The organism is Ruegeria sp. YTSC004 (assembly GCF_059609805.1).
In genome coordinates, this window is sequence record NZ_JBXWMJ010000010.1 from 119,565 (window position 1) to 141,934 (window position 22,370).

General features: G+C 55.4%; 18 protein-coding genes. 10 read left to right on the forward strand and 8 right to left on the reverse strand.

The window, feature by feature from the left end; all coding sequences use genetic code 11:
• Positions 1-10 precede the first annotated feature (10 nt).
• The 4 genes from AC2FFP_RS17705 to AC2FFP_RS17720 form a co-directional block, all read right to left on the reverse strand.
• Positions 11-1,873 carry an SLC13 family permease gene (locus AC2FFP_RS17705; RefSeq protein ID WP_496845124.1) on the reverse strand — a complete coding sequence of 621 codons (1,863 nt, stop codon included), beginning with the start codon at positions 1,871-1,873 and terminating at the stop codon, positions 11-13.
• Between the two features lie 87 nt (positions 1,874-1,960).
• A complete protein-coding gene (locus tag AC2FFP_RS17710) occupies positions 1,961-2,191 on the reverse strand; it encodes a hypothetical protein (RefSeq protein ID WP_496769197.1) in 231 nt (76 codons plus the stop codon).
• Between the two features lie 59 nt (positions 2,192-2,250).
• A complete protein-coding gene (gene xsc / locus AC2FFP_RS17715; RefSeq protein WP_496881298.1) occupies positions 2,251-4,032 on the reverse strand; it encodes a sulfoacetaldehyde acetyltransferase in 1,782 nt (593 codons plus the stop codon).
• A gap of 53 nt (positions 4,033-4,085) precedes the next feature.
• The gene (locus AC2FFP_RS17720; protein ID WP_496769193.1) at positions 4,086-5,690 is read right to left on the reverse strand and encodes a GMC family oxidoreductase; all 1,605 of its coding nucleotides are present in this window, start codon (positions 5,688-5,690) and stop codon (positions 4,086-4,088) included.
• A 601-nt stretch (positions 5,691-6,291) separates the two neighbouring features.
• Here AC2FFP_RS17720 and AC2FFP_RS17725 point away from each other — a divergent pair.
• The 10 genes from AC2FFP_RS17725 to AC2FFP_RS17770 all read left to right on the forward strand — a co-directional run bounded on the left by AC2FFP_RS17725 (position 6,292) and on the right by AC2FFP_RS17770 (position 18,332).
• The gene (locus tag AC2FFP_RS17725; protein WP_496769191.1) at positions 6,292-6,987 is read left to right on the forward strand and encodes a UDP-glucose 6-dehydrogenase family protein; all 696 of its coding nucleotides are present in this window, start codon (positions 6,292-6,294) and stop codon (positions 6,985-6,987) included.
• A 149-nt stretch (positions 6,988-7,136) separates the two neighbouring features.
• The gene (locus AC2FFP_RS17730; RefSeq protein WP_496881299.1) at positions 7,137-8,009 is read left to right on the forward strand and encodes a hypothetical protein; all 873 of its coding nucleotides are present in this window, start codon (positions 7,137-7,139) and stop codon (positions 8,007-8,009) included.
• A gap of 6 nt (positions 8,010-8,015) precedes the next feature.
• Positions 8,016-8,423, forward strand: a complete 408-nt coding sequence (locus AC2FFP_RS17735) for a hypothetical protein (protein ID WP_496881300.1) — start codon at positions 8,016-8,018, stop codon at positions 8,421-8,423.
• A 55-nt stretch (positions 8,424-8,478) separates the two neighbouring features.
• Positions 8,479-8,925: a hypothetical protein gene (locus tag AC2FFP_RS17740; RefSeq protein ID WP_496881301.1), complete on the forward strand. Its 447-nt coding sequence runs from the start codon at positions 8,479-8,481 to the stop codon at positions 8,923-8,925.
• Positions 8,926-9,010: 85 nt separating this feature from the next.
• Positions 9,011-9,697, forward strand: coding sequence for a hypothetical protein (locus tag AC2FFP_RS17745; protein WP_496769185.1), 687 nt, complete (start codon positions 9,011-9,013; stop codon positions 9,695-9,697).
• 132 nt (positions 9,698-9,829) lie between these two features.
• Complete coding sequence (locus AC2FFP_RS17750; RefSeq protein WP_496881302.1) at positions 9,830-10,969, forward strand: glycosyltransferase; 1,140 nt, start codon at positions 9,830-9,832, stop codon at positions 10,967-10,969.
• Positions 10,970-10,999: 30 nt separating this feature from the next.
• A complete protein-coding gene (locus AC2FFP_RS17755; RefSeq protein WP_496769181.1) occupies positions 11,000-11,896 on the forward strand; it encodes a glycosyltransferase family 2 protein in 897 nt (298 codons plus the stop codon).
• Between the two features lie 22 nt (positions 11,897-11,918).
• Entirely contained in the window at positions 11,919-12,680 is a 762-nt protein-coding gene (locus tag AC2FFP_RS17760; protein WP_496769177.1) for a glycosyltransferase family 2 protein, read from the forward strand.
• 549 nt (positions 12,681-13,229) lie between these two features.
• Complete coding sequence (locus tag AC2FFP_RS17765; protein ID WP_496845132.1) at positions 13,230-15,017, forward strand: FAD-dependent oxidoreductase; 1,788 nt, start codon at positions 13,230-13,232, stop codon at positions 15,015-15,017.
• A 33-nt stretch (positions 15,018-15,050) separates the two neighbouring features.
• Positions 15,051-18,332, forward strand: a complete 3,282-nt coding sequence (locus AC2FFP_RS17770) for an adenylate/guanylate cyclase domain-containing protein (protein WP_496881303.1) — start codon at positions 15,051-15,053, stop codon at positions 18,330-18,332.
• Here AC2FFP_RS17770 and AC2FFP_RS17775 read toward each other — a convergent pair whose 3' ends face one another.
• From AC2FFP_RS17775 to AC2FFP_RS17790, 4 genes are all read right to left on the reverse strand, one after another.
• Positions 18,333-19,268: a polyprenyl synthetase family protein gene (locus AC2FFP_RS17775; RefSeq protein ID WP_496741897.1), complete on the reverse strand. Its 936-nt coding sequence runs from the start codon at positions 19,266-19,268 to the stop codon at positions 18,333-18,335.
• Positions 19,265-19,741, reverse strand: a complete 477-nt coding sequence (locus tag AC2FFP_RS17780; protein WP_496725186.1) for a hypothetical protein — start codon at positions 19,739-19,741, stop codon at positions 19,265-19,267. The genes AC2FFP_RS17775 and AC2FFP_RS17780 overlap by 4 nt, the downstream gene beginning before the upstream one ends.
• Before the next feature lie 479 nt (positions 19,742-20,220).
• Positions 20,221-21,345, reverse strand: coding sequence for a M20 aminoacylase family protein (locus tag AC2FFP_RS17785; RefSeq protein ID WP_496769171.1), 1,125 nt, complete (start codon positions 21,343-21,345; stop codon positions 20,221-20,223).
• Positions 21,338-22,348, reverse strand: a complete 1,011-nt coding sequence (locus tag AC2FFP_RS17790; protein WP_496769169.1) for a pyridoxal-phosphate dependent enzyme — start codon at positions 22,346-22,348, stop codon at positions 21,338-21,340. Before AC2FFP_RS17790 ends, AC2FFP_RS17785 begins: the two co-directional genes overlap by 8 nt.
• Between the last annotated feature and the right edge of the window lie 22 nt (positions 22,349-22,370).

Sequence of the window (22,370 nt, forward strand, 5' to 3'; positions counted from 1 at the left end):
GGCTTGAACCTCAGAAGAACAGGTTCAGCGCCGCGATCGAAACGATCAGGAACAGGATGGTCATGACGCCGCCAGCGCGTACAAAATCAACGACACGGTAACCGCCCGGCCCCATCAAAAGCGCATTGACCTGATGGGTCGGGATAAGGAACGAATTCGAGGTGGCAATCGCCACAGTCAGCGCAAAAATTGCCGGATCAGCACCGGCGCCCAGCGCGATATTGACGGCCAATGGCACCAGCAGGACCGTGGCGCCGACATTTGACATCACCAGCGTGAAAAAGGTCGCAAGCGCCGCCACGCTGGCCTGAATGACCCAGACCGGCATGCCGTCCAGAACCACAAGCACCTGATTAGCGATCCAGGCTGCCGTCCCCGAAGATTGCACCGCCTGTCCCAATGGAATGAGACTGGCTAACAGAAAAACCGTCGTCCAACTGACCGCGTTATAGGCCTCATCCATAGACAAAACACGGCTGACGACCATGCCCATCGCGCCGACCAGAAGGCACAGCGAGAGACGCAGGTCGGAAAACAGGATCAGCGACACCGCAATAACAAAGAACAACAAAGCCCAGCCGATCTTTTTCGGGCGCAGATCCTCATGGGGGAAATCGGTGGTGACCACAACGAAATCGCGGTCTTTCTCAAGCCGTGCCAGTGCTTCCCAAGCAGTGTGGCAGACCAGGGTATCACCGGCCTGATACGGGATCTCGCCAAGATCTTCCTGGTCCCGCGACAATGTTTCGCCACCGCGGTAGATCGCCAGAGGTGACAGGCCATAGACTTTTCTCAACCACAGCCCCCTGCCGGTTTGACCAATCAGACCAGAGCCGGGCGGGATCACCACCTCGGCGATACCTGCCTTTCCAGCTCCCAGCGTTTCGACAAATTCATCCAGCTCCGAACTTTCAGTCAGACCGTATTCATCCAGAAACGCGGTTACGGCCTCTTCCGCTGCGATCACGGCGATTGTGGCGGGGGCGACCAATTCAGTATCTCGCGGCGGCGCAGGATAAGTGCGCCCCTGATAGTGTGTGGCAATGATTTGCAGGTGGTACTTGCGCTGAACCTCATCGATGCTGTGACCGACAAGCGTGCTGCCTTCGGGGATGCGTATCTCATGGATCTGCCCATCCAGCCCGTAGGTGCCGTTGACATAGTCCAACATTGAGTTGCCCGCTGGCCCGTCTGTTGACTTGGTGCTCGGCAGAACGAACCGGCCAAAAATGATAAAATACATCAAGCCGGTCGCCAAAAGACACAGGCCGATAGGGGTTACGGAAAACAGTGAAAAGGTGGTGATCTGCGCATCAGCCGGCAGGGTGTCGTTGATCGACAGGATCAAGTCGTTGAGCAGGATCAGAGGGGACGACCCCACCATGGTCATTGTTCCACCCAGAATGGCACAGAACCCCATTGGCATCAGCAGCCGCGACATCGGAAACCCGGTTCGGGTTGAGATGCGACTGACCACCGGCAAAAACAGAGCCGCCGCACCGACATTCTGCATAAAGCTGGATATTACCCCAACCGCACCCGAGATCATCAGGATCAATCGGTTCTCGGTGCCGCCACCTACCCGTGTGATCCAGGCTGCAACGGTCGACATCACGCCCGTTCGGTCCAGCCCCGCACCGATAATCATGACTGCGATGATCGAAATCACTGCGTTACTGGCGAAGCCGTCAAACAGGCTGCGCACATCAATCAGGTTTTCAAGTCCCGGCACTGCCGTCAGCAATCCCAAGGTGACCATGACCAGCACAGCCGCTATATCGACACGGACAATTTCCGAAACAAAAAGCCCGATCGTTGCTGCCAACAGCAACAATACGACGACCATCTCAAATGTAAGCCCCAGCGCGTCCATGCCTCACCTCTGTTTATTCTTGTCCGTATCTCTTATGCCCGGGCACGCCCGTAATAGAGCTGACTGACATGCTCAGCCCCGCTTCCATCACCGCACGCACGGCGGCCGCATAAACACCTGGAGCTGGTGCAGGGCACAATAATCCTCGGCATAGGCGTTCAGTTCTAGTGAGACACGCGGGTTGTAAATCTCAGTCCCCTCGCCAATCGCCCTGCCGGTTTCCGCACGGATTTTGCCCGCGCAACGGACGAGCATGATACGGATAAGCCCGTCCCTGGCGGAGCGCGATGTTTCGCAGATCTGATCAATCAAAGACATGGTCTATCCCAGTCGGTCAGGGACAGGGCGACACATGGCCGCCCTGCTCTGGTGAGTGGTCACAGCCGAGGCTGCTGGGGAATAAGATCATCTTTGTTGATGCCAGCCACAGAGACGGGTTTTTTCATCGCGTCGCGGCGGAATGGCTCGCCCAATTCCTGGTTCAGAACGACCTCGATGAAAGTGGTCACGTTGTCGTTCATCTGCTCTTTGACGGCTGTACGCAGGGCCTCGGTCAGATCGTCCATCGAAGTGACCTGTACGCCCTTCAGTCCGCAACCTTCCGCGATTTTGGCATAGTTCACGTCCAGGTTCAGTTCGGTGCCGACAAAGTTGTCGTCAAACCAAAGTGTCGTATTTCGCTTTTCCGCCCCCCACTGATAGTTGCGGAAGATCACCATAGTTATAGGCGGCCAGTCGTCGCGACCACAGGCAGTCATTTCGTTCATCGAGATGCCGAATGCACCGTCACCCGCAAACCCGATGACCGGCGTGTCGGGGTTGCCGATCTTTGCACCCAATATCGAGGGCAGACCATAACCGCACGGTCCGAACAGGCCTGGCGCCAAATATTTCCGCCCCTTTTCGAATGTCGGATAGGCGTTGCCAATGGCGCAGTTGTTGCCGATATCCGAACTGATGATCGCATCCTCGGGCATCGCCGCCTGTATCGCGCGCCAAGCCATACGGGGGCTCATCCGCTCGGGGTCGCGGGCGCGGGCGCGTTCGTTCCAGGTAATGCCCGGATCGTCATCTTCGTGATCCATTGACGCCAGTTGCTGCGCCCAGGTGGATTTCGCAACGGCAATCGCGTCTTCACGTTCCTTACGACCAGCGTCGCCCGCGTGTTCGCCCAATTTGTCAAGAATCTGCTCGGCGACCATGCGTGCGTCACCCTGAATGCCCACTGCAACCTTCTTGGTCAGACCGATCCGGTCTGCATTGATGTCGACCTGAATGATCTTGGCGTCGTTGGGCCAGTATTCGCTCTGATAGGCGGGCAGCGACGAAAACGGGTTAAGCCGTGTGCCGAGGCATAAAACCACATCCGCTTTCGAAATCATCTCCATCCCAGCCTTGGAGCCATTGTAACCCAGCGGGCCACAGGACAGCGGATGCGAGCCGGGGAAAGCGTCGTTGTGCTGATAGTTGCAACAAACCGGCGCTGAAAGACGCTCGGCCAAACGTGCGCTGGCATCGACGCCGCCAGACAGGATCACGCCCGCACCGTTCAGGATTACAGGGTGTTTGGCGTTGCTAAGAAGGTCCGCAGCCGCGCTGATCGCGTCAGCATCACCGCGCGGATGTTCGATCCGTACCACCTGTGGCAGTTCGATGTCGATGACTTGCGTCCAGTAGTCGCGCGGAATGTTGATCTGCGCCGGGGCAGAGCCGCGGAACGCTTTCAGAATGACCCGGTTCAGAACCTCGGCGATGCGGGTTGGATCACGCACCTCTTCCTGATAGCAGACGGCATCCTTGAACAGGTTCATCTGCGGCATTTCCTGGAATCCGCCCTGCCCGATGGTTTTATTGGCCGCCTGGGGCGTGACTAGCAACAGCGGCGTATGGTTCCAGTAGGCGGTCATGATTGGCGTTACCAGGCTGGTGATACCGGGACCATTCTGGGCGATAGCCATGGACATCTTACCTGTGGTGCGGGTGTAGCCATCGGCGCTCATGCCGGCGTTAACCTCATGCGCGCAATCCCAGAACTTGATCCCCGCTGCCGGAAACAGGTCCGAGATGGGCATCATGGCAGACCCGATAATCCCGAATCCATGTTCGATCCCATGCATCTGCAGAACTTTGATAAAGGCTTCTTCAGTCGTCTTTTTCATGGCACTGTTCCCTGTTGAGATTTGAAGTCAGTCTTAAACCCGGCGGTCCGGTATCACCTGTGATCCTCAAGGATCATGTCGCTGGCTTTCTCACCGATCATAATGGCCGGAGCGTTGGTATTGCCGCTAACGATCGCGGGCATGATCGAGGCGTCCGCCACCCGAAGCCCGCGCACCCCATGCACACGCAACCGGTCATCGACTACGGCCTGTGGATCATTGCCCATGCGGCAAGTGCTGGTGGGGTGATAGATCGTCTGGCTGATATTACGTGCGGTATCCAGCAGCTCTTCGTCGGTCTGCGGGTTGTTGTTGGGGACATGTTCGCGCACGACGTAAGGCTTCAACGCATCGGTTTTCGTCATCGCCCGTGCAAACTTCACAGCCCGGATCGCGCAAAGCTCATCCGCAGGGGCAGATAAGTAGTTGGGCACGATCTTTGGATAGTCAGTCGCGTTGGGGCTGGTGATATGGATATGGCCGCGGCTTTCCGGCCTAAGCTGGCAGACAGATGAGGTGATGCCCGAAAACGGGTGCATCTCGATCCCAGGCTTGTCCGCGCTCAGCGGCTGGAAATGGAATTGGATATCGGGGGTTTCAAGCCCCTCCATCGACTTTGCAAACACCGCCACTTGGCTTGCGCCCAGGCTCATCGGCCCTTTCCGGCGGATCATATAGTTCATACCGATGCCAATGCGCGGGATCAGCCGGTTAATGGCATCATTCAGTGTCGGCACATTGACTTCGTAAACCAGACGAATTTGCAGGTGATCCTGCAATGCCTCACCAACGCCCGGCAACTCGTGGCGCACATCCACGCCAGCCCGGGTCAAAACCTCACCACGACCGATCCCCGAAAGCTCTAGAATTTGCGGCGAACCAATCGCGCCGGCGCTCAACACCACCTCTCCGCCGGGATTGAGCTGAGCGTGCTGCGGGCGCCTCTTGATGCTATAGCTGACGCCATCAACCCGCTTGGGATCCTCTGCGTCAAAGGTCAGCCCTTCGGTCAGCGCATGGGTAATGATGGTCAGGTTGCCGCGAGATTTTGCCGGATTCAGAAAGGCACGCGCGCTTGAACATCTAAAGCCACCACGGGCTGTCTGATGAAAATACCCCGCGCCCTCCTGATCCTGACCATTATAGTCTTCGGTTCGGGGGACGCCCATTTCAACGGCGGCACCAATAAACGCCTCGGCAATATCACTTTTGGCGCGAATGCGCGACACCGACAATCCGCCACTGGCGCCGTGCAGATCGGTTTCACCATCCTCATGCTGCTCTGACCGCTTGAACAACGGCAGAACCTCGTCCCAGCCCCAGCCCTTGTTGCCCAATTGGGCCCAATGGTCGTAATCCTGCTTTTGCCCGCGGACATAAAGCAGCCCATTGATTGAACTTGAGCCCCCAAGTGTCTTGCCCCGCGGCCAATCCAACGAGCGGCCGTTCAGCCCTTCGTCAGGTTCGGATTTGTAGCACCAGTCTGTGTTGGGGTTGTGCAACGTTTTGAAATACCCAACCGGAATATGAATCCATGGGTTGATGTCCTTGCCACCCGCCTCGAGCAGCAACACCCTGTTTTTCGGGTTCTCTGACAATCGGTTGGCCAGAACACAGCCTGCGGAACCCGCCCCGACAACGATGAAGTCATACGACATAAACTGAAACCTCGCCCAAGTTTGCGGCATGGCGCCAATAGGCGCACCATTCGCGATGCACATGTCCCGGTTGAGCGAAGAAATGCACTTGCGTCCAAACTGGAATCACCGCAGATCCTTATTGATTACCGTTGTATATTATTATTCTTGATAGAATCAATAATTTTTTCGATTGGCGGATTTCCAGCGCTCCATTTCCTCTAATAGTGATGATTTCTATGATTTATTTAGCGCCACACGGCCCGTGTATGTTTCGACACCCTCTTCAAACTGGGGCAGAAAACTATTTCTTGCTATCGGTAATTTTAATAATTCTCCGGACGCCCTTCGCTATCTCACCCCAACCAAATCAACACCATGTTCTGCCGCCGCTTATGCCCCTCTACCGTTTTCTTCCGCCACACACGATCAGACGCGCACGCTCGTTGGAATGGCCATGCCTTTGAGCTAACAGCCTGGCCGCGCCTTCCGCGGTTTCTTTCAAACGCTGTCAAGCAACTTGGCAATGCCGAGCTCAACACAGTACGTATGCTGGCTGGTTCCGAAGCGGGCTGAAAGACAACGGGATACATAACTGCACCCCCGGCGCGCTCAGCACCAAATGGAGCAATTTGACACCGCCTCGGTCCAGCATTGGCCCAACTGCGGGCTGGCGTTCCGGCATTCTTTCGAATATCGCTCGAAACATCATTCAAACCCCGGCAAATTTCAAAACGGATCGCGTATTTTGCTCTTCACAATAGCTGATAGATTCGGTTGCTTTTCCACGGGGCATTGCGCGAGTGCGCGGTATTCTGGCGCTTCAGCGCTGTGTTTTGACAACAAATCATGTGTCGTGGATACAGTCGGCACGGCGGCCGGGCTGATTGCCAACAAAGAAGATGTATTGCGGCCGGCTTTTCTGAAAGATCTGGACATCCGCAATATATGCCCCGGCTTGGGCAACCTGAAAGTCATCAAAGACGTTTTGTCGGAACTGCGCGTCGGTAGCAGGTACATTGACATTTCGAGTGGTATTAGCGGCTGCCTCCTCCCTTTGAGCGCCGGCCAAATAATGCTCAAATTCAAAGCCCTTCAGCAAAAATTGACCCTCGCCTTTCAGAAACCAAACCGCATTCGCAAGGATTTCCCGGTCGATCATTCCCTGGCGACCAGAGCGAGTTCCTTAGGCACCTACGATCTGACAGTGGACACTAGTTCGAACAATTTCACACCGACCACTATCCAGAAATTTTTGAGAGCGCTGAAGACCAAGAGAATAAACGTGTTCGCCTATCAATCAGTGTTGCAAGATTAGGAAAATTTCGGCCACTCCGCAGGCCTTCGCAAATTGTCTTTCCTGGAGGTTTTCGGTTCGCCCAGAGGCGTGTCTGCCCAAGATATTGCCCGAGGCCTTTTTGGCGGCAATCAAGGACAGGTAGCGAATTGGATCCAAGGAGCCAGATCGTGGCATTGACGCTTTCTGGCAGCATATCTGCGTTTGCGGTTCGGGGCAGCGTTGTGGGTTGCAATTTCATTGCGATGCTCGCGATCGGCTCGATGGCAGAGCCGTCAACCTATGGCGCATTTGTTTTTCTATGGTCCGGCGCACTCTTGTTCTCCTCACTGATCTCTTTTGGTGCGCCGCTATACCTGCTCAAGGAAATGGCACTCTCTCTCACGTCTGGCGGGTATGACGCCAGCACTGCGGCCCGGCTTATCTTTGTCTTTCCTTTCGCGCTGACTGCAGTTGCTGTCCCGGTAATCCTGCACGCCGGACCCCACATCATCGCGTTCTTTCCCGATTTACCCGGCACCGACAGCACCGCACTGATACTGCTGGTACTGCTAGGCTTTCTGATCAACCTGAACAGCTGCATGTGCAGCCTGTTTCACGGCCTGAACCTACTAAACACCTCGATGTTTCTGAAGGACGCCGCTCCTCAGTTTTTTGCTCTGACCAGCACCGCAGTCCTGTTTTTCGCGGCCGAGGTGAAACTGACCTGGATGCTTGGAAGCACTGCAGCCTTGCTGACGCTGTTATGCCTGTTTGAAGCTGTTTTATTCCTGAGCCTCAACCGAAAGGCCGGGCTGATCCGCCGAAAAGGGAGATGCGGTTCGTTCACGCCTTACTATTGGGGCGGCACGATCACCGGCATTGCTTGGGCTCAGATCGATATTCTGATCGGAGCGTACCTGATGAGCGCCGAACAGCTGGGCCTTTACAATATCGTGCGCCGCATCTGCAATTTCGTGACACTGCCCCTGTCGATCGCAACCTGGCTCACCGTTGGCAAGTTCTCGCGCGCGTTTCAGGCTAAGGACGCCGGAGCCCTGTAAGACACAGTGCGCGCCTCGCTGATGCTGTCAAACGGAGCTGGTGCGGTTCTGACACTGGTCGTCATCGCGCTGATCCTGCCAATTCAAAGTTTCTACAACTTTCCGGCCCAAACAAAATTCCTACCGGTCTGGGGTATCCTGATCATCCAAGCCGTCACCAGCCTGCTCTTTGCTCCGTCGACGACCATGGCCCAGACATCGGGGTTGGAAGCCAGCGCCATGTTTGCCCGTCTGTGGGGAATTGCCGTTTACCTGCTTTTGGCAGCAACCTTGTCAGCATGGTTCACCGGACCGGTGCTGAATGGTGTAGCTTTGCTGGCGGGCACTCTTGCGCTCAACCTCTATGTCTGGTGGAGAGTAACAGAACGCTTCGGCATCGATTCATCAGCGTTCAGTTTAGTTCGGCGGGCGTAGTAGAGATGTTCACTCTAACTCATAACCCACACTTCTTGAACGGGATCACGCGTACTTGGCATGGCGCTGGAACGGTAGTGGGCTCGGCTGCGGTCAAAAATGGCTTGGTATGACACATAGCAAGGTCACTCATCACGCCCGAACATACAACATCGGTCCTGATCGTAGTTCGCGGCAGCGTTTTGGCTTACTAAGTGTCCTGTTTTTCCTGACCGGATTTGCCCCAGCCATTGTCTCGCTAGCGCTGGTTGGTGCTGCATCGGTAGTTGGAATTTTGTGCATTCCCGCGACAAAGAAGCAGCTATCCAGAGTACCTAGGGAGGCTGTGTATTTTCTGATTGCCGCATTATACACGTTGACCGTGACTGCTCTGTCCTGGGGTGGGCAAGCAAACCTCTTTTCCTTTTTTGCAGAAGGCAAAGTTGCGGGGCTGCTTTTTTGGCTTTTATTTTGTGTTTCTTTTTCGGAAAGACACATGTGCCTGCAAAAAGAAATTACCTGACGTGGACACTAATACTCGTTAATGTAGGATATTTTTTCGCCTCTGGAACCGAATTTCGCTACATTGACAAGCCCCCTTTGGGAGCATGATTTCAATTTATATGTCAGTGGTACTTGCTCTGGCTTTCCTGTACGAAAGCCGGCTCCCTACCAAGGGAATATTGTTTGGATTGATCCTTTTTCTGGGCAGCAGCACTGGCCTTGCAGCGCTACTTGCAGGTGTAGCAGCTAAATGGCTGAAATCAAAAAACAGAATCTCTCCTCTCAGGGTTGTTGTGTTTTCAGTTCCCCTTTGCGCCTTACTATTTCTTCCTTATTATTATACACTTACATATCGAGACCGCGACTTGCTGAACCTTGAAAGTCTGGATCGATATCAATTGGCTTATGCTGGCGTCTTCTATATTCTTGAGACAATCACGTTAGATAAGTTTTTGTTTGGGTACGGTGTAGGCTCCGACCTTACCGGGATATTCAACTTTTTCCCTGTAAATGCGTCTGTGTTGTTTTGGGTTCAAAACTCAAGAGCCATTGACGGATTTACCGGCTTGGTATTTCATAACGAATTCCTGAGAGTCTTTGTTAATTTTGGACTTATTGGATCAGTTCTAATTTGGGGTTCATTAATGAAATTTCTCACAACCCCATCCCTAAAATGGGCAATACTGGCTGCGTCTCTATTAAACTCCACCGTCTACATTACGCCCATTTTCATTTTTTTGCTCATTTCGGAAATGATATGTCGCTCTCGGAGACGAGAAATGTTGGATTAGTTTTGTACCGTTTCAGTCCACCTGTTGTTGCTGCACGGAAACGTTGCTCTCGCGTCGACCTGAGCACCTTAGTAATACGCAATAGGTATTAACTTTTAACTTGAAATTGACACTTTGACGAAAGCTCCCTTGATGAAAATCCTGCACGTATCGCCTTCCTTCTACCCGGCAGTTGCCTTTGGTGGGCCAATTTTTTCGACGCGCGCCATTACGGATGGGGTCGCTGCTAATCCCGCAATCTCGGTGCAGGTTTTGACCACAGATGTGGCCGATCCCAACAGCAAAGCCCGGCTGCATCTGGATCAGAACCCAGCGAAATTTGAAAGCGGATGTTCCGTTCGATATTGTCGGAGTTTGGCCGGAACTTCGATATCTGCCGAGTTGCTATGGCGACTCGTCAAAGAGATTCGCTCTGCCGATGTCGTACATCTAACAGGGCCTTATAACTTTCCCGTCATGCCGACGCTCTTACTATGCCGCCTATTTGGCAAGGCATTGGTTTGGTCTCCGCGCGGAGGCTTTCAGGCCACGGCGCAATGGAAGGCGGCGCCAAAACGACGGGTCAAAGATTTCTTCGAAAAACTGTGCGGAGTACTGCGACCGCGCTCTTTGGTTCTTCACGTGACAGCCGAAGTCGAAGCCGAAACCAGCCGCCGGAATTTGGGCAATGTCAGCAGCGCTCAGATTCCCAACGCAATTGATGTCCCTGCCGACCTGCCTGAACGCAACTGGCGACCCAAATGGATGTTACGGCTTGCTTTCCTTAGTCGTATCCACCCCAAGAAAGGGCTTGAAGTGCTTTTTGAGGCATTGGCGGACCTGCCCGAGCACGTGGTTCTGGACATTTACGGCGACGGAGATGCTGACTATCTTGTTACATTGCAATCAAAAGCGAGCGAGCTTGGAATTGCACACCGGACCAGTTTCAAAGGCCATGTGAACGGTGCACAAAAGTCACGCGCATTTACGGATTGCGATTTGTTTGTCCTGCCAACTCATTCCGAAAACTTTGGAATAGTCGTTGCCGAAGCATTGGCGCATGGCACTCCTGTCATAACGACCTTCAACGCGCCGTGGGAAGGTTTGGAAAAAGAGAACTGCGGGCGATGGGTTGAGGCTTCGAAGGATGCTATCGCAGCGGCGATAGTAGATCTGGATGGTCTAGACCTAGCCGAGATTGGCATAAAGGGCCGGGATTGGATACGGCGGGATTTTTCCACGCCAGGAATGGTGCGCCGTTTTCTTGAGCTTTACCGCTCTATGCAGACATGAATTTATTGAAAATAAGGAGAAAAAATTAAAATGGCGCACCTCACCGTTGTCATCCTGACATACAACGAAGAGCGCCATGTCGCCCGCGCCATTGGCTCTGTGCGCGACGTTGCGCAGCGGATTGTGGTGGTCGACAGCGGATCGGACGACCGTACGACAGAGATCGCCCGAGGTCTTGAGGCTGAGGTCCTGAGCAATCCATGGCGCAACCACGCCACCCAGTTCAATTGGGCACTGGACCAGCTGGCCGATCAGACAGAATGGGTGTTGCGGCTGGATGCGGATGAGATTGTCTCGGATAAGCTCGCAGGCCAGATCTCTGCGGCAATATCTTCCGCGCCAGACACAACTGACGGCTTCACTGTTGGTCGCCGCATGTGTTTTCTGGGGCGGCCCATTCGCCATGGCGGCTTGTTTCCGACCGCGATGCTGCGCCTGTTTCGGCATGGCAAGGGACGATGTGAGAACCGTTGGATGGACGAGCATATCAAGGTCGAGGGCAACACCGGCGCTCTGTCCGGCGAGCTGCTGGATGACAATCTCAACAGCCTTTCTTGGTGGACGGACAAGCATAACGCATATGCCAGCCGGGAAGTCGTCGACATGCTGAACCACGAGTTCCAGTTTGTGCCCATTGATACGGTGGCGGGCCTGGGCCAGGGGCAAGCCGGTGTGAAACGGTGGCTGAAGGAAAAGGTCTACGCCCGAATGCCGGGGGGTTTACGGGCGTTTTTGTACTTCCTCTACCGCTACGTTCTGCGCCTTGGATTTCTGGACGGGCGCGAAGGGTTGGCATTTCACGTGCTGCAGGGGTTTTGGTACCGGTTTCTGGTCGATGCCAAGCTGCAGGAAGTGCGCGGGTACATGGACCGGACAGGCGACAGCGCCCCAGAGGCGATCCGGGCCGTATTGAGAATTGAAGTTTAGGCAGGACCCGAGTTCAAAAATAATGAAGTTTTCAATTCTTACAGCGGTTTGGAACCGTGCCGAAACTCTTCCGGATGCCTTGAAAAGCCTCGATACTCAGAGCTACGACAACTATGAACACGTGGTTCAGGACGGAGCGTCTAACGACGGAACGCTGGAGTTACTAAACGGGCGAACTGATCCTCGGATGCGGCTTGTTAGCGAGCCGGACAAAGGGATCTACGACGCGCTGAACAAGGCGACAGCCCGGGCGACCGGCGATGTGATCGGCTTGTTGCATTCGGATGACTTCTTTGCGCATAGGGATGTGCTGGCGCGGGTCGCGCAGATATTTCAGGACACCGATGCAGATGCGGTTTATGACGATCTGGACTACGTCTCGGGACAGGATACCAACAAGGTTATCCGCCATTGGGTTTCTGGAACTTACAGCCCCGACAAGTTGAAACGCGGGTGGATGCCGCCGCATCCCAGCCTGTTCATCAAACGTGATGTCATCACGCGCTGGGGTGCTTATGATGACAATCTACGAATATCGGCCGACTACGAGAGCATTCTGCGGTATTTTGGCAAAGGCGGTATTTCCGCCGCCTACATCCCGGAAGTACTGACCAAGATGCGCCTTGGTGGAGCAAGCAACGGGAGCATCCGTCGGATTCTCCTGAAAACAAAAGAAGACTATGAAGCAATTCGGCGCAACAGGGTTGGTGGAGCCTCCACACTTGCTCTGAAGAATGTGCGGAAGGTGCCGCAACTTTTTTTGAGTAGAGCCCCATCAAAGTAACATTGCTTGGCAAAATTATCACCTTGGCCGATTTTAGGGCCATCGCCTCGGTTTCTTCTGAGCTACAATTTGATCTCGCCGAGATTGGACCGAGGCGGAGTTAGAAAACGAACTTAATCGCAATGTCAAAAACGAAACTCACGCTCTACATTGTGACCGGTGAGAGAATGCTTAGAAACGAGGAAGCGCAGCGCTAACCGGTTCATGGATGTCCCGCCAAGTCCTAACGTCTGCACCGCGCATACCGGCGGCTTTCAAGGTTTTGAAGCCAAACTTGACCAAAAAGCACGGGTGAAGTTGACGGCATTGGCGTGCACCTAAGTTTTGTTGCTTTTGTAATTTAGGGTCCAAGCCCAATCCCTGAACTTATATTTCAAAGCAGCTTGCAATGCCGCGACACATTCCGTTGCCTTTCGTCCTGCGGATCATTTTCCTGCAACACTCTGAAAATGTTTCCTTTGATGCCCCAAGCATCGTAACCTTAGATAAGTTTTGACGTCGCCGGTTTGGAATTGCAGGCTTGTGACGCAGAAAACCGGGGGAGTGAGCATGCATAAAGTAACTATCGTCGGGGCCGGGATTGCCGGGCTCACCGCGGCTCTTCGTTTGTTGGAGCGGGGATACCACGTCACACTGTATGAGCAGGACAATTTCATTGGCGGAATGTTGCGGTCCCATAAGGAGCACGACCACGGTGATTATCCGCGCGAGCACAGCTATCACATGCTGTGCAATTGGTATTACAACTTCTGGTCGGTCGCAGAAGACCTTGGAATCGAAGACAACTTTACACCGCGCGAAGCCTTCAAATTCCTCTATGATGGTGATCTCGACAACATGCCGGAAATGGTGAACCCGGGCGGCATTCAGGATTTCTATCGCAACCTCACCGGCGGCGCGGCGCCGCCTGCTGAACTCTTCCTGTTCATGTATTCGATGATCGATCTGCTTTCGATCCCGGACAGTGAAGATGACAAGCTGGACCGAATGTCGTTCAACGGCTGGTTGCGTGGACGGCCCTATTGCACCGATGAGGTCGCCCAACTTCATGAGAAGATCTGGCAGACCGTCTGGGCCATCGACAGTTGGCAAGCCTCAGCGCGCAGCTACAAAACCTTCCTGAAGTACGGCAACCGCGTTCCGGTTCCGCAGCTTTGGCTGTTTGATGGGTCCAAGAAAGAAACTCTGATTGATCCCTTCCACAAAAAGCTTGATCAGTTCGGAGACCGGTTTGAGCTCAAGTACCGCCACCGAATTCGCGAAGTGCATCCCAATGCAGACGGCACTCGGATCGAACGGCTGGTGTTTGACAAGGTAACCAAATCGCCATCAGTTAACCCCAAATGGGGGATCGCAAAGAAAGACATCGAAGTGGATGTGAGCGATGAGAACGTGATCATCAGTATTACACCCGGTGCAATGGCATCGATGGTGACCGATGATTTGTACAATGCCGACCCTACCCTAGGCCAGTTGAGGTATCTGGAGGCCGAGCCGATGGCGTCGGTGGAGCTTTATCTCAAGCGGAAACTACCCGGCATCCCTACGGAAGTGGTGGTTTTCATGGATACGCCCTATGAGATGACGTTCCTCAACTACTCGGCGACGTGGGGCCTCAAAAACACCTTCCTTTATGTGACGGTATCGGATTTCAAATCGCTGTTGTCTGTAAAACCCGAACGCCGGGACGAAAACCAGAACCTCATTCTGGATCTCAAAAACCCCAAAACCGCGATCGACTACATTCTGCGAGAAATCACTGCCAAGTTAGAAATAACCGAGGCCGACATCGATCTGTTCCAAACCTCTGTCGACACAAATACGGGCGAAGAGCTTTTTGCCAATCTAACCGGCAGCTGGGAACATCGCCCCGAGGTCAACACCAAGTTCGAAAACCTGTTTCTGGCAGGAACTTATGTCAGGAATTTCGCTGATGTCTCGACTGTCGAAGGCGCTTGTGCAACTGGGCTGATCGCGGCTGAAGGCGTACGTCAGGCCGCGCAGAGAGAACCAGACAAAGGCGACGCAGGTAAACCGGTAGAGGTGATTACGCCCGATTTCTATCCCAGTCAGATGTTTCAGACGCTCAAGATCGCTTGGGCACCTTATGCCGCCAGTGCAAAAGCCTGGACGCTTGCGGACAAAGCGCTGGGTATCAACAAGCTATGGCCACCAAAAGACTTCAAGTTCCCGAAGTCGAAATTCACGCCAAGCCCAGAGAACCTTGGTTCCCTGTTTACGGATTGGCTGCCTGCAAGTAAGTGGAACGAAAAGACTTTGGGCCTGGGCCCCATGTTCTGGAACTATACAGAAGACGGCAAGCCCCGTAAAAAGTAAACAAGAATACCTCGCACGAATAAGAGACGACTGATGACAACTAAATCGATTGCGGCATGGCTGAACGAAATTGGCCTGCCACAATACACCGAACTGTTTGATGAGAACGGTATCGATCTGGACATCCTTGAAGATGTGACCGGTGACCATCTCAGAGAAATGGGTGTCACGGTGTTGGGTCATCGGCTGAAAATCAGCAAGGCGATCACGGCACTGAAACCGGACGCGGCACAGCCCAGACCCAGCGGAGCTATGACGGGAGAGGAAAGCGCCGAACGGCGGCACCTTACCATCATGTTTTGTGATCTGGTCGGTTCGACCGCCCTGTCGGCGCGGCTTGATCCCGAAGACTATCGCGATCTTATGGCGTTGTATCAGGATACCGTTTCGCAGTTGGTCAAAGATGCCAGGGGGCACGTGGCCCAATACCTTGGTGATGGCGTTGTGGTCTATTTTGGCTATCCGGTCGCCCAAGAGGACGCGGCAGAACGCGCATGCCGCGCGGCTTTGGAGATTGTCGAAGCCGTCGCCGGGCTGGATACTGCAGCCGGTGATCGCCTGCAGGTCCGCATCGGCATTGCAACCGGGTTGGTGGTGGCCGGCGATCTTGACCAGATCGGGGTGAACTCGACCTCTGCCGTGGCTGGCGATACGCCCAACCTTGCCGCCAGATTGCAGGGGCTGGCTAAGCCGGGACAAATTGTTATCGGCAAAAGGACGCACTCGCTGCTGGGGGATATGTTCGTCTATGAGGCGCTTGAGAATATCCATCTGAAGGGGTTTGAGCCCGGTCAGGTGGCTTGGCGTGTCATATCCACGGCACAGCGTCAGGACCGGTTCACCGTCACCTCGGCACGGCGGCAGCTTACGCCGCTGGTCGGTCGCACGCCCGAGCGGACGCACCTGATGTCAGCCTGGGAGGATGCCAAATCAGGCAAGGGGCGTGTCTGCCTTGTCTCTGGTGAGGCCGGCATTGGCAAAAGCCGCCTAACATATGAGGTGGTGGATCAGGCCAAGGGCGAAGGCGCCACCGTCCTTCACCTGCAATCCGCACCTTATTTTGAGAACACGGCCCTGTACCCTATCCGCCGTCAGATCGAAAACGTGCTCGGGTTCAAGGAAGACGATGACAGCGAAGCCCGGCTGGACAAGCTGGAAAAACTGGTCGTCGCCGAAGACGATCTGAACGAAGCCCGCGCGCTGATGGCGTCTTTGTTTTCGCTGCCCTGTGACAGGTATCCACCGCTGAACCTGTCGCCCGAGCTGCAAAAGACCCGCACGATCGACATGTTGATCGAACAGGTCATCGTTCTGTCCAAGCGGGCACCATTGTTGGTGCATTTTGAAGACTTGCACTGGATCGACCCCACATCGCTGGATTTGCTGACCAAATTCGCCGCCAAACTCGCCGATCATCAGATCTTGTTGCTTGTGACCTGCAGGCCGGAATTCACCCATGATTGGCAGGTGGATCATCTGGAAACCTGCGAACTCGCGCGCCTCAAGCCAGCCGAAGTCGAAGAGCTGTTGGACAGTATGACAGGTTCGGATGCTTTTTCGGCCGAGCAGCGCCAGCAATTGCTGGAACGGTCAGATGGCGTACCGCTGTTTGCCGAAGAGCTGACCCGCTCTGCGATGGAATTCAGAAACAGCGCGGATTTGGTGCCTGAAACACTGCAAGACAGTTTGATGGCACGTCTCGACAAGCTGGGGGCCGCCCGCGAATACGCCCAGATCGGGGCCGTGATCGGCCGGGAATTCGATGTCGACCTGCTGTCTCAGGTGACCGGAACTCCGCTGCCCGAGCTCTCAGACTCGCTTTCGCATCTGGGTGACGCAGACCTCGCATACCCGGACCAAACCGGTCACAGCCTGATGTTCCGCCATGCCTTGATTCAGGAGGCCGCGTACCGGTCCATATTGCGGCGGCGGCGGCAACAATTGCATGGCAAGATTGCCGAAACACTGGAAGAAAAATTTCCCGAACGCTGCAAGTCCGGTCCGGAACAGGTGGCAAACCATTTTGTTGCCGCCGGTCTGGGCGACAGGTCAGTTCCCTATTGGCTGACAGCTGGTAAATCTGCCTGGAGTCGGGCCTCGATGAAGGAGGCACTGGCGCAGCTTAGCAACGGATTGGAATATGTCGGCGAGGTCGACGACCTGGCTGATCGCGCCAAGTTGGAGCTGCAATTGCAGTCAACCATCGGCGTCGTGCACTTTGCGGCGACCAGCTATGCCTCGCCACAGGCGCAGACCGCTTTTGAGCGCTCCCGCGAGCTGTTTCTGGATGTTGACGACCCCGACCTGCGCGTTGCGGTTCTTTACGGCATCGGGGCATTTGAAACCATGCGTGGCGATGTAAGCTCGGGGCACGAGACCTTTGCGGCGCTTGCTGACGAGGCGACGCGCAGCGGCAATGCCCGCTATGAAGTCTATTCCGCCTCGATGCAGGCATGGTCGCATTTCAACCGTGGCGACTACGCCGAGTCGGTGCGTTATGGCGAACGGGTGCTGCAGCTTTATGAAGAAGGCATTTGGGACCAGCCCGGGCCGCGCCTGTCGGCCGCAGAGCCCAAAGTGATCTCAGAATGTTTCCGGGCAGCGGCGCTTTGGTCTCTGGGCCGCCCGGATCAGGCGGTGAAGGTCGGCAACGACATCCTGAATTACACCCGGTCGCTGCCAGACCCCTATTCGCTTGTCTATGCTCTGTCCAACGGTGTGATCCGCATTCACGACTGGAACGGTGACTGGAAACAGGTCATGGACCTGACCGAAGAATGCAGCGCGGTTGCCGGAGAATATGGCTACAGGTTCCTGGGTGTCTGGGCATCGTTCTGGCGCGCCCGGGCGATGGCAAAACTCGGTCAACTGGAAGAGGCCGAAAAGATCACGGCCACGGCTGTTGCTGCCTGTAAGAATGCTGGTGTCCATTACCACCGCGTCTGCTTCGAAGCAAATCACGCGCGCTTGCTGCTGGCGCAGGACCGGATCGAGGATGCTGCACGTGTTCTGGACGGGCTAGACCAACCATTGCAAGATGGAGGCGAACTGAACCACGTCCTTGACTTGAGTCTGGTCAAAGGCGAACTGGCGCAGAAACGTGGCGATACCAGTGGCGCAGAGCGACATTATCGCGCTGCATTTGACGCGGCCGAAAGCCGTTCCGCGCTGGCATGGCAACTGCGCGCGGCACTGGGTCTGGCATCTTTGCAGCCCGCGAAAGACGCACAACGCGCGCTTGTCGAACCGCTGGTGGCGCAGTTCGAAGAAGGGTTCGACAGCCAGTATCTGAAAGCGGCACGCGCCTATTTGTGATCAGCGGGCTTCGCCCAAAGCCCGCGTGCGATCCACAAGTGTGATCAGCTTTTTGGGGTTCCGGGCAAATCGATTTGCCTCAGCTATCGCGCTTGCAGCGATCCGGTCCAGTTCGGCCTCGGCTTCTGGCAAAGCGGCGCGAAAGGCCTCGGCCAGGGCGTCGTAATTTTCCGGGTTTGGATCGCGGAACATTTCAGCGATCACAGGCTCGCGCACGGCGATCGCGGCTGGCAGGGTTAGAATCCCGTCGCGGATATCCTCTTCACCCCCACCGCCCAGGGCTTCGGTTCCACGCACGTCGGACACGTCATCACAGGCGTGATACAGGGTGCCCAGCAGACCACCGAAATGGCGCAACCCCTCGCTACGGTCGCCGAGACAAGCAGCCACCTCAAACATCGAACCAGTGTCTTCCTGCGCCAGCTTGCGCCAATCCTCGACCCCGCGCGGCATCGTGCGGCTGTTCCACTGCGCGATCTCGGCCGCGCCAAGCCGGGACATTAGCTCGGACAACAACCCGATCACCTGCGGCTCGGTCGCCATCATCCGATAGCCTTCCGCAACCATGAACCCGGACGTCATCAGCGCCGCAAGTTGCCCAAAGGCCGTGTGCATGGTCGGTTTGCCGCGCCGTTCGTCCGACTGGTCCAGAATGTCGTCCACAACCAGCGTCATGTTATGAAACAGCTCAAGCGTTACGGCTGCCTGTATGGTTTCATCCGTGATCTCCTCGCTGCCGACAGCCGTCTGACAGGCAAAGATGGTCAATGGGCGAAAATACTTTGAGCCGGCCAGAAACTGCTCTTCCAACTGCGGCCGCATCTCCTCGGGTGTGGATTCAACCCACGCGCCGATGGCAGTGCGCAACCGTTCGGTCTCAGACTCAAATCCCAGTTCCGGTATCACCCAATCGGCGCGGGCACCTTCGTTATTCATGGTTTGGATTTTGCATAGCGATGGGGGCCTTCCCGGTCGTCACCCTCGGGGCCGACTGACTTGCGAAGCTCTGCCTCGATTTCCATAAGATCACGTTGCAGCAGTTTTGCCTCGCTCAGCGACAGATCCGATATTTCGCGCAACACGGCACGGGCCTTGTCCAGCACGATCAGCTGTCTGGCCTCCAATGACGGGCCATCCGCACTGGGTATGGTTGCTTCGATCGCGTCTGTCCCTTGGGTCGAGACGATGGTCGCAATCTGCTGCCAGTACCGCAAAGCTGAACTGAGCCACCGGGCTTGTGCCTGTGCAAGCAGAAACATCACGTCGGGTTCGACCCGTGCACCCTTTTCGCTGTAGTCCCGCAGCGAGCCTAGAACACCCTCAAGCGCTTCCAGATACATCGCAACCATATCGTCAATCGAGCCGGGGTTCCCAAACTCATTGCGTGATGATCCATCGTCTTGATTCATCTTGCTACTCCATTGCCCGCATCGTCATAAAGTTCTTTAGATTCAGAGTTTTGTTACCGATTGTCACTGTATATTCACACCGCGTTTGGGCATGGGTTGATTTGATTTTCAGTAAAACAAGAAGATCGCCGCGCAATCAAGTACCGAGATATGTTAACCATCTATTAACCTTTGGGATCTGCCGTCGGCGTAAGAAAAAAGCACCCGCCCCGCAGGTTTTGGTTCATATGGCGCAGAAGACGATACGAAACAGAGTCGCCGCGATCTGCCGGGTCGAAGTTCGTGACCATGAGGCTTTGCGTCACCTGCTTCCCACAATGTTTCTGGGTCTCGATGCGACCGACCCTAGCGGTGGTCACCAGATGAAGTGGCCCAACAAAGAGAACATTTGCCGCATGAGATCAGCCGAAGGTTCGATTGGGGACAGCAGGGGTGGAAAAATTGCCCATTATTGACGTTTGCTCAGGCGTCACTTGCCATCAAAATTCCCGTCGTGCCGTGCTGGTCCAGAACGCAACCCCGTGCCTGATTGCTTCATCGTTGAAATCATACGACGGGTTATGAAGCGGCATCGAATTGTTGCCCTCCACTCCGTTGCCCATCAGGATGAAGGCCCCGGGGCGGTGGGCAAGAAACTCTGCAAAATCTTCAGAGAATCCTACCCGACCGTAATCCGCATCAACGCTGCCAACCTCACGAGCGGCACCCGCGATCATGTCAGTGGCTCTGGCATCGTTCACCAATGGCCGGAAGGAAGTCGAGTAATCAACCTCCGCCTCTGCGCCTTGCGCGGCACAAACACCGGCGACAATGGTGCGCATTCGGCGCTCGATATTTTCGGACACATCCCTGGAAAAGCCCCGGCAATCCCCCTTGAGGGTTACGTTGCTGGGCAGGATGTTTCGTGCACCGTCTGTCAGGAACTCCGTTACGGAAACCACTGCATGCTCGCTCGCCGAAACCGAGCGAGAGACGATCGATTGCAACTGCTGCACAATTGCGGCCCCAGTCACAATCGGATCAACGCCTTTTTCCGGCATCGACGCGTGCCCGCCCTGACCCTGAACGCGTATCTCAAAATTATCCTCGAACGCGCAGAATGAGCCCGCTTGAGTGGCAAAGTGACCAAGCTCCATTCCGGGCATGTTGTGAAGGCCAAAGATTGCGGCCATCGGGAAGCGTTCAAACAAACCGTCCGAGATCATCGCGGCTGCCCCGTTTCCGTTTTCTTCGTCCGGCTGAAAGATGAAGTGAATGGTGCGGTCAAAAGACGGGTCCGCCGAAAGCTCCAGCGCGGCACCCAGCAGCATGGTGCTGTGGCCATCATGGCCACATCCGTGAAACTTGCCTTCCGTTCCCGAGCGGTACGGCAAGTTGGTGGCCTCGTGTATCGGCAGCGCGTCCATGTCGGCTCGAAAACCGATTGCTGTTTCGTCCGGACCACGGCGCAAGGTGGCCACAATGCCCGTGCGGCCTACACCCCGGGTGACCTCAAGCCCTGCGCGCTCCAACTCGGTCGCGATCAGATCCGAGGTCCGATCAAGGTCGAAGCCTATTTCAGGGTGAGCATGCAGATCACGGCGAAACGCAACGAGATCAAGCATCGGGAACATCTCCTTCGGACAGCACGATCAACGGCAATTTGGCCTCGTCCGTCAACAAGGCTGCAAGCCCCGCTGCGCCAGATGGCGTAGTGGAAAAGCCCAGATCGCGCGCATGTTTTACAGCGCCCACGGCCTGCAAGTCAGTTACCGTTACCCAGTCGTCGGCGCACCGTTCCAGAATTTCGAAAGCCAACATAGAAGGCGTTTTGCAGTCCAAGCGCCCCATATTGGATACGGGGCCCTCAACCGTTACGATCTGTCCCGCCCGGGCGCTTTCGGCAAGGCAAGGGGCTGCATCAGGTTCAACCACTATGATCTTTGGCTGAACCGCCCAGGTGGACCGGATCATGTAAGCGATCCCCGCAGCCAGCCCACCAACACCTGCCTGCAAGTAAACGTGGCTGGGCCAATTCCCAGAGCATTCCATCTCTGTCCGCATTTCTTCGGCGATGACGGTATAGCCTTCCATTACCAACCGCGGAGGTTCCGTATATCCAGGCCACGATCCATCGGCGAGGTGAATTGCGCCGGACGCCTCGGCGTCGGCTATGGCTGCCGCAACGCTCGCCTCGTAATCGTCACCCGATCGGACAACTTCCGCGCCTTTGTCCCGCAGGCGAATTGCAAAATCCTCTGGCACTGTTTCGGCAAGGTGAATGCGGGCCTTTGCGCCAAACAGCCGCGCACCGGCCGCCACGGCCATGCCATGATTACCTGCACTGGCGCAGACAAAAGTCATCGAGCGTGCGATGGCCTTCACGGAATCATCCAAAAAGGCGTTTGGTTCCAAAGGGTGACCAACCCGCGTTTCTATCAGCTTGGCAACAGCGTAAACGCCACCGAGCGCTTTGAAAGCCCCCAATCCCATCCTGTTGGTTTCATCCTTGATCAGAATAGGTCTGTCTCGGAGACTGCGTGCCTCCAACGGACTGGGTTTATAGGCGGGGCATGCAGCCAGCAGAGCCAGCGGTTTTGCAACATCGAGTATCGTTGGATTTTTCATACAGAAAGTTGTACACGCGAAG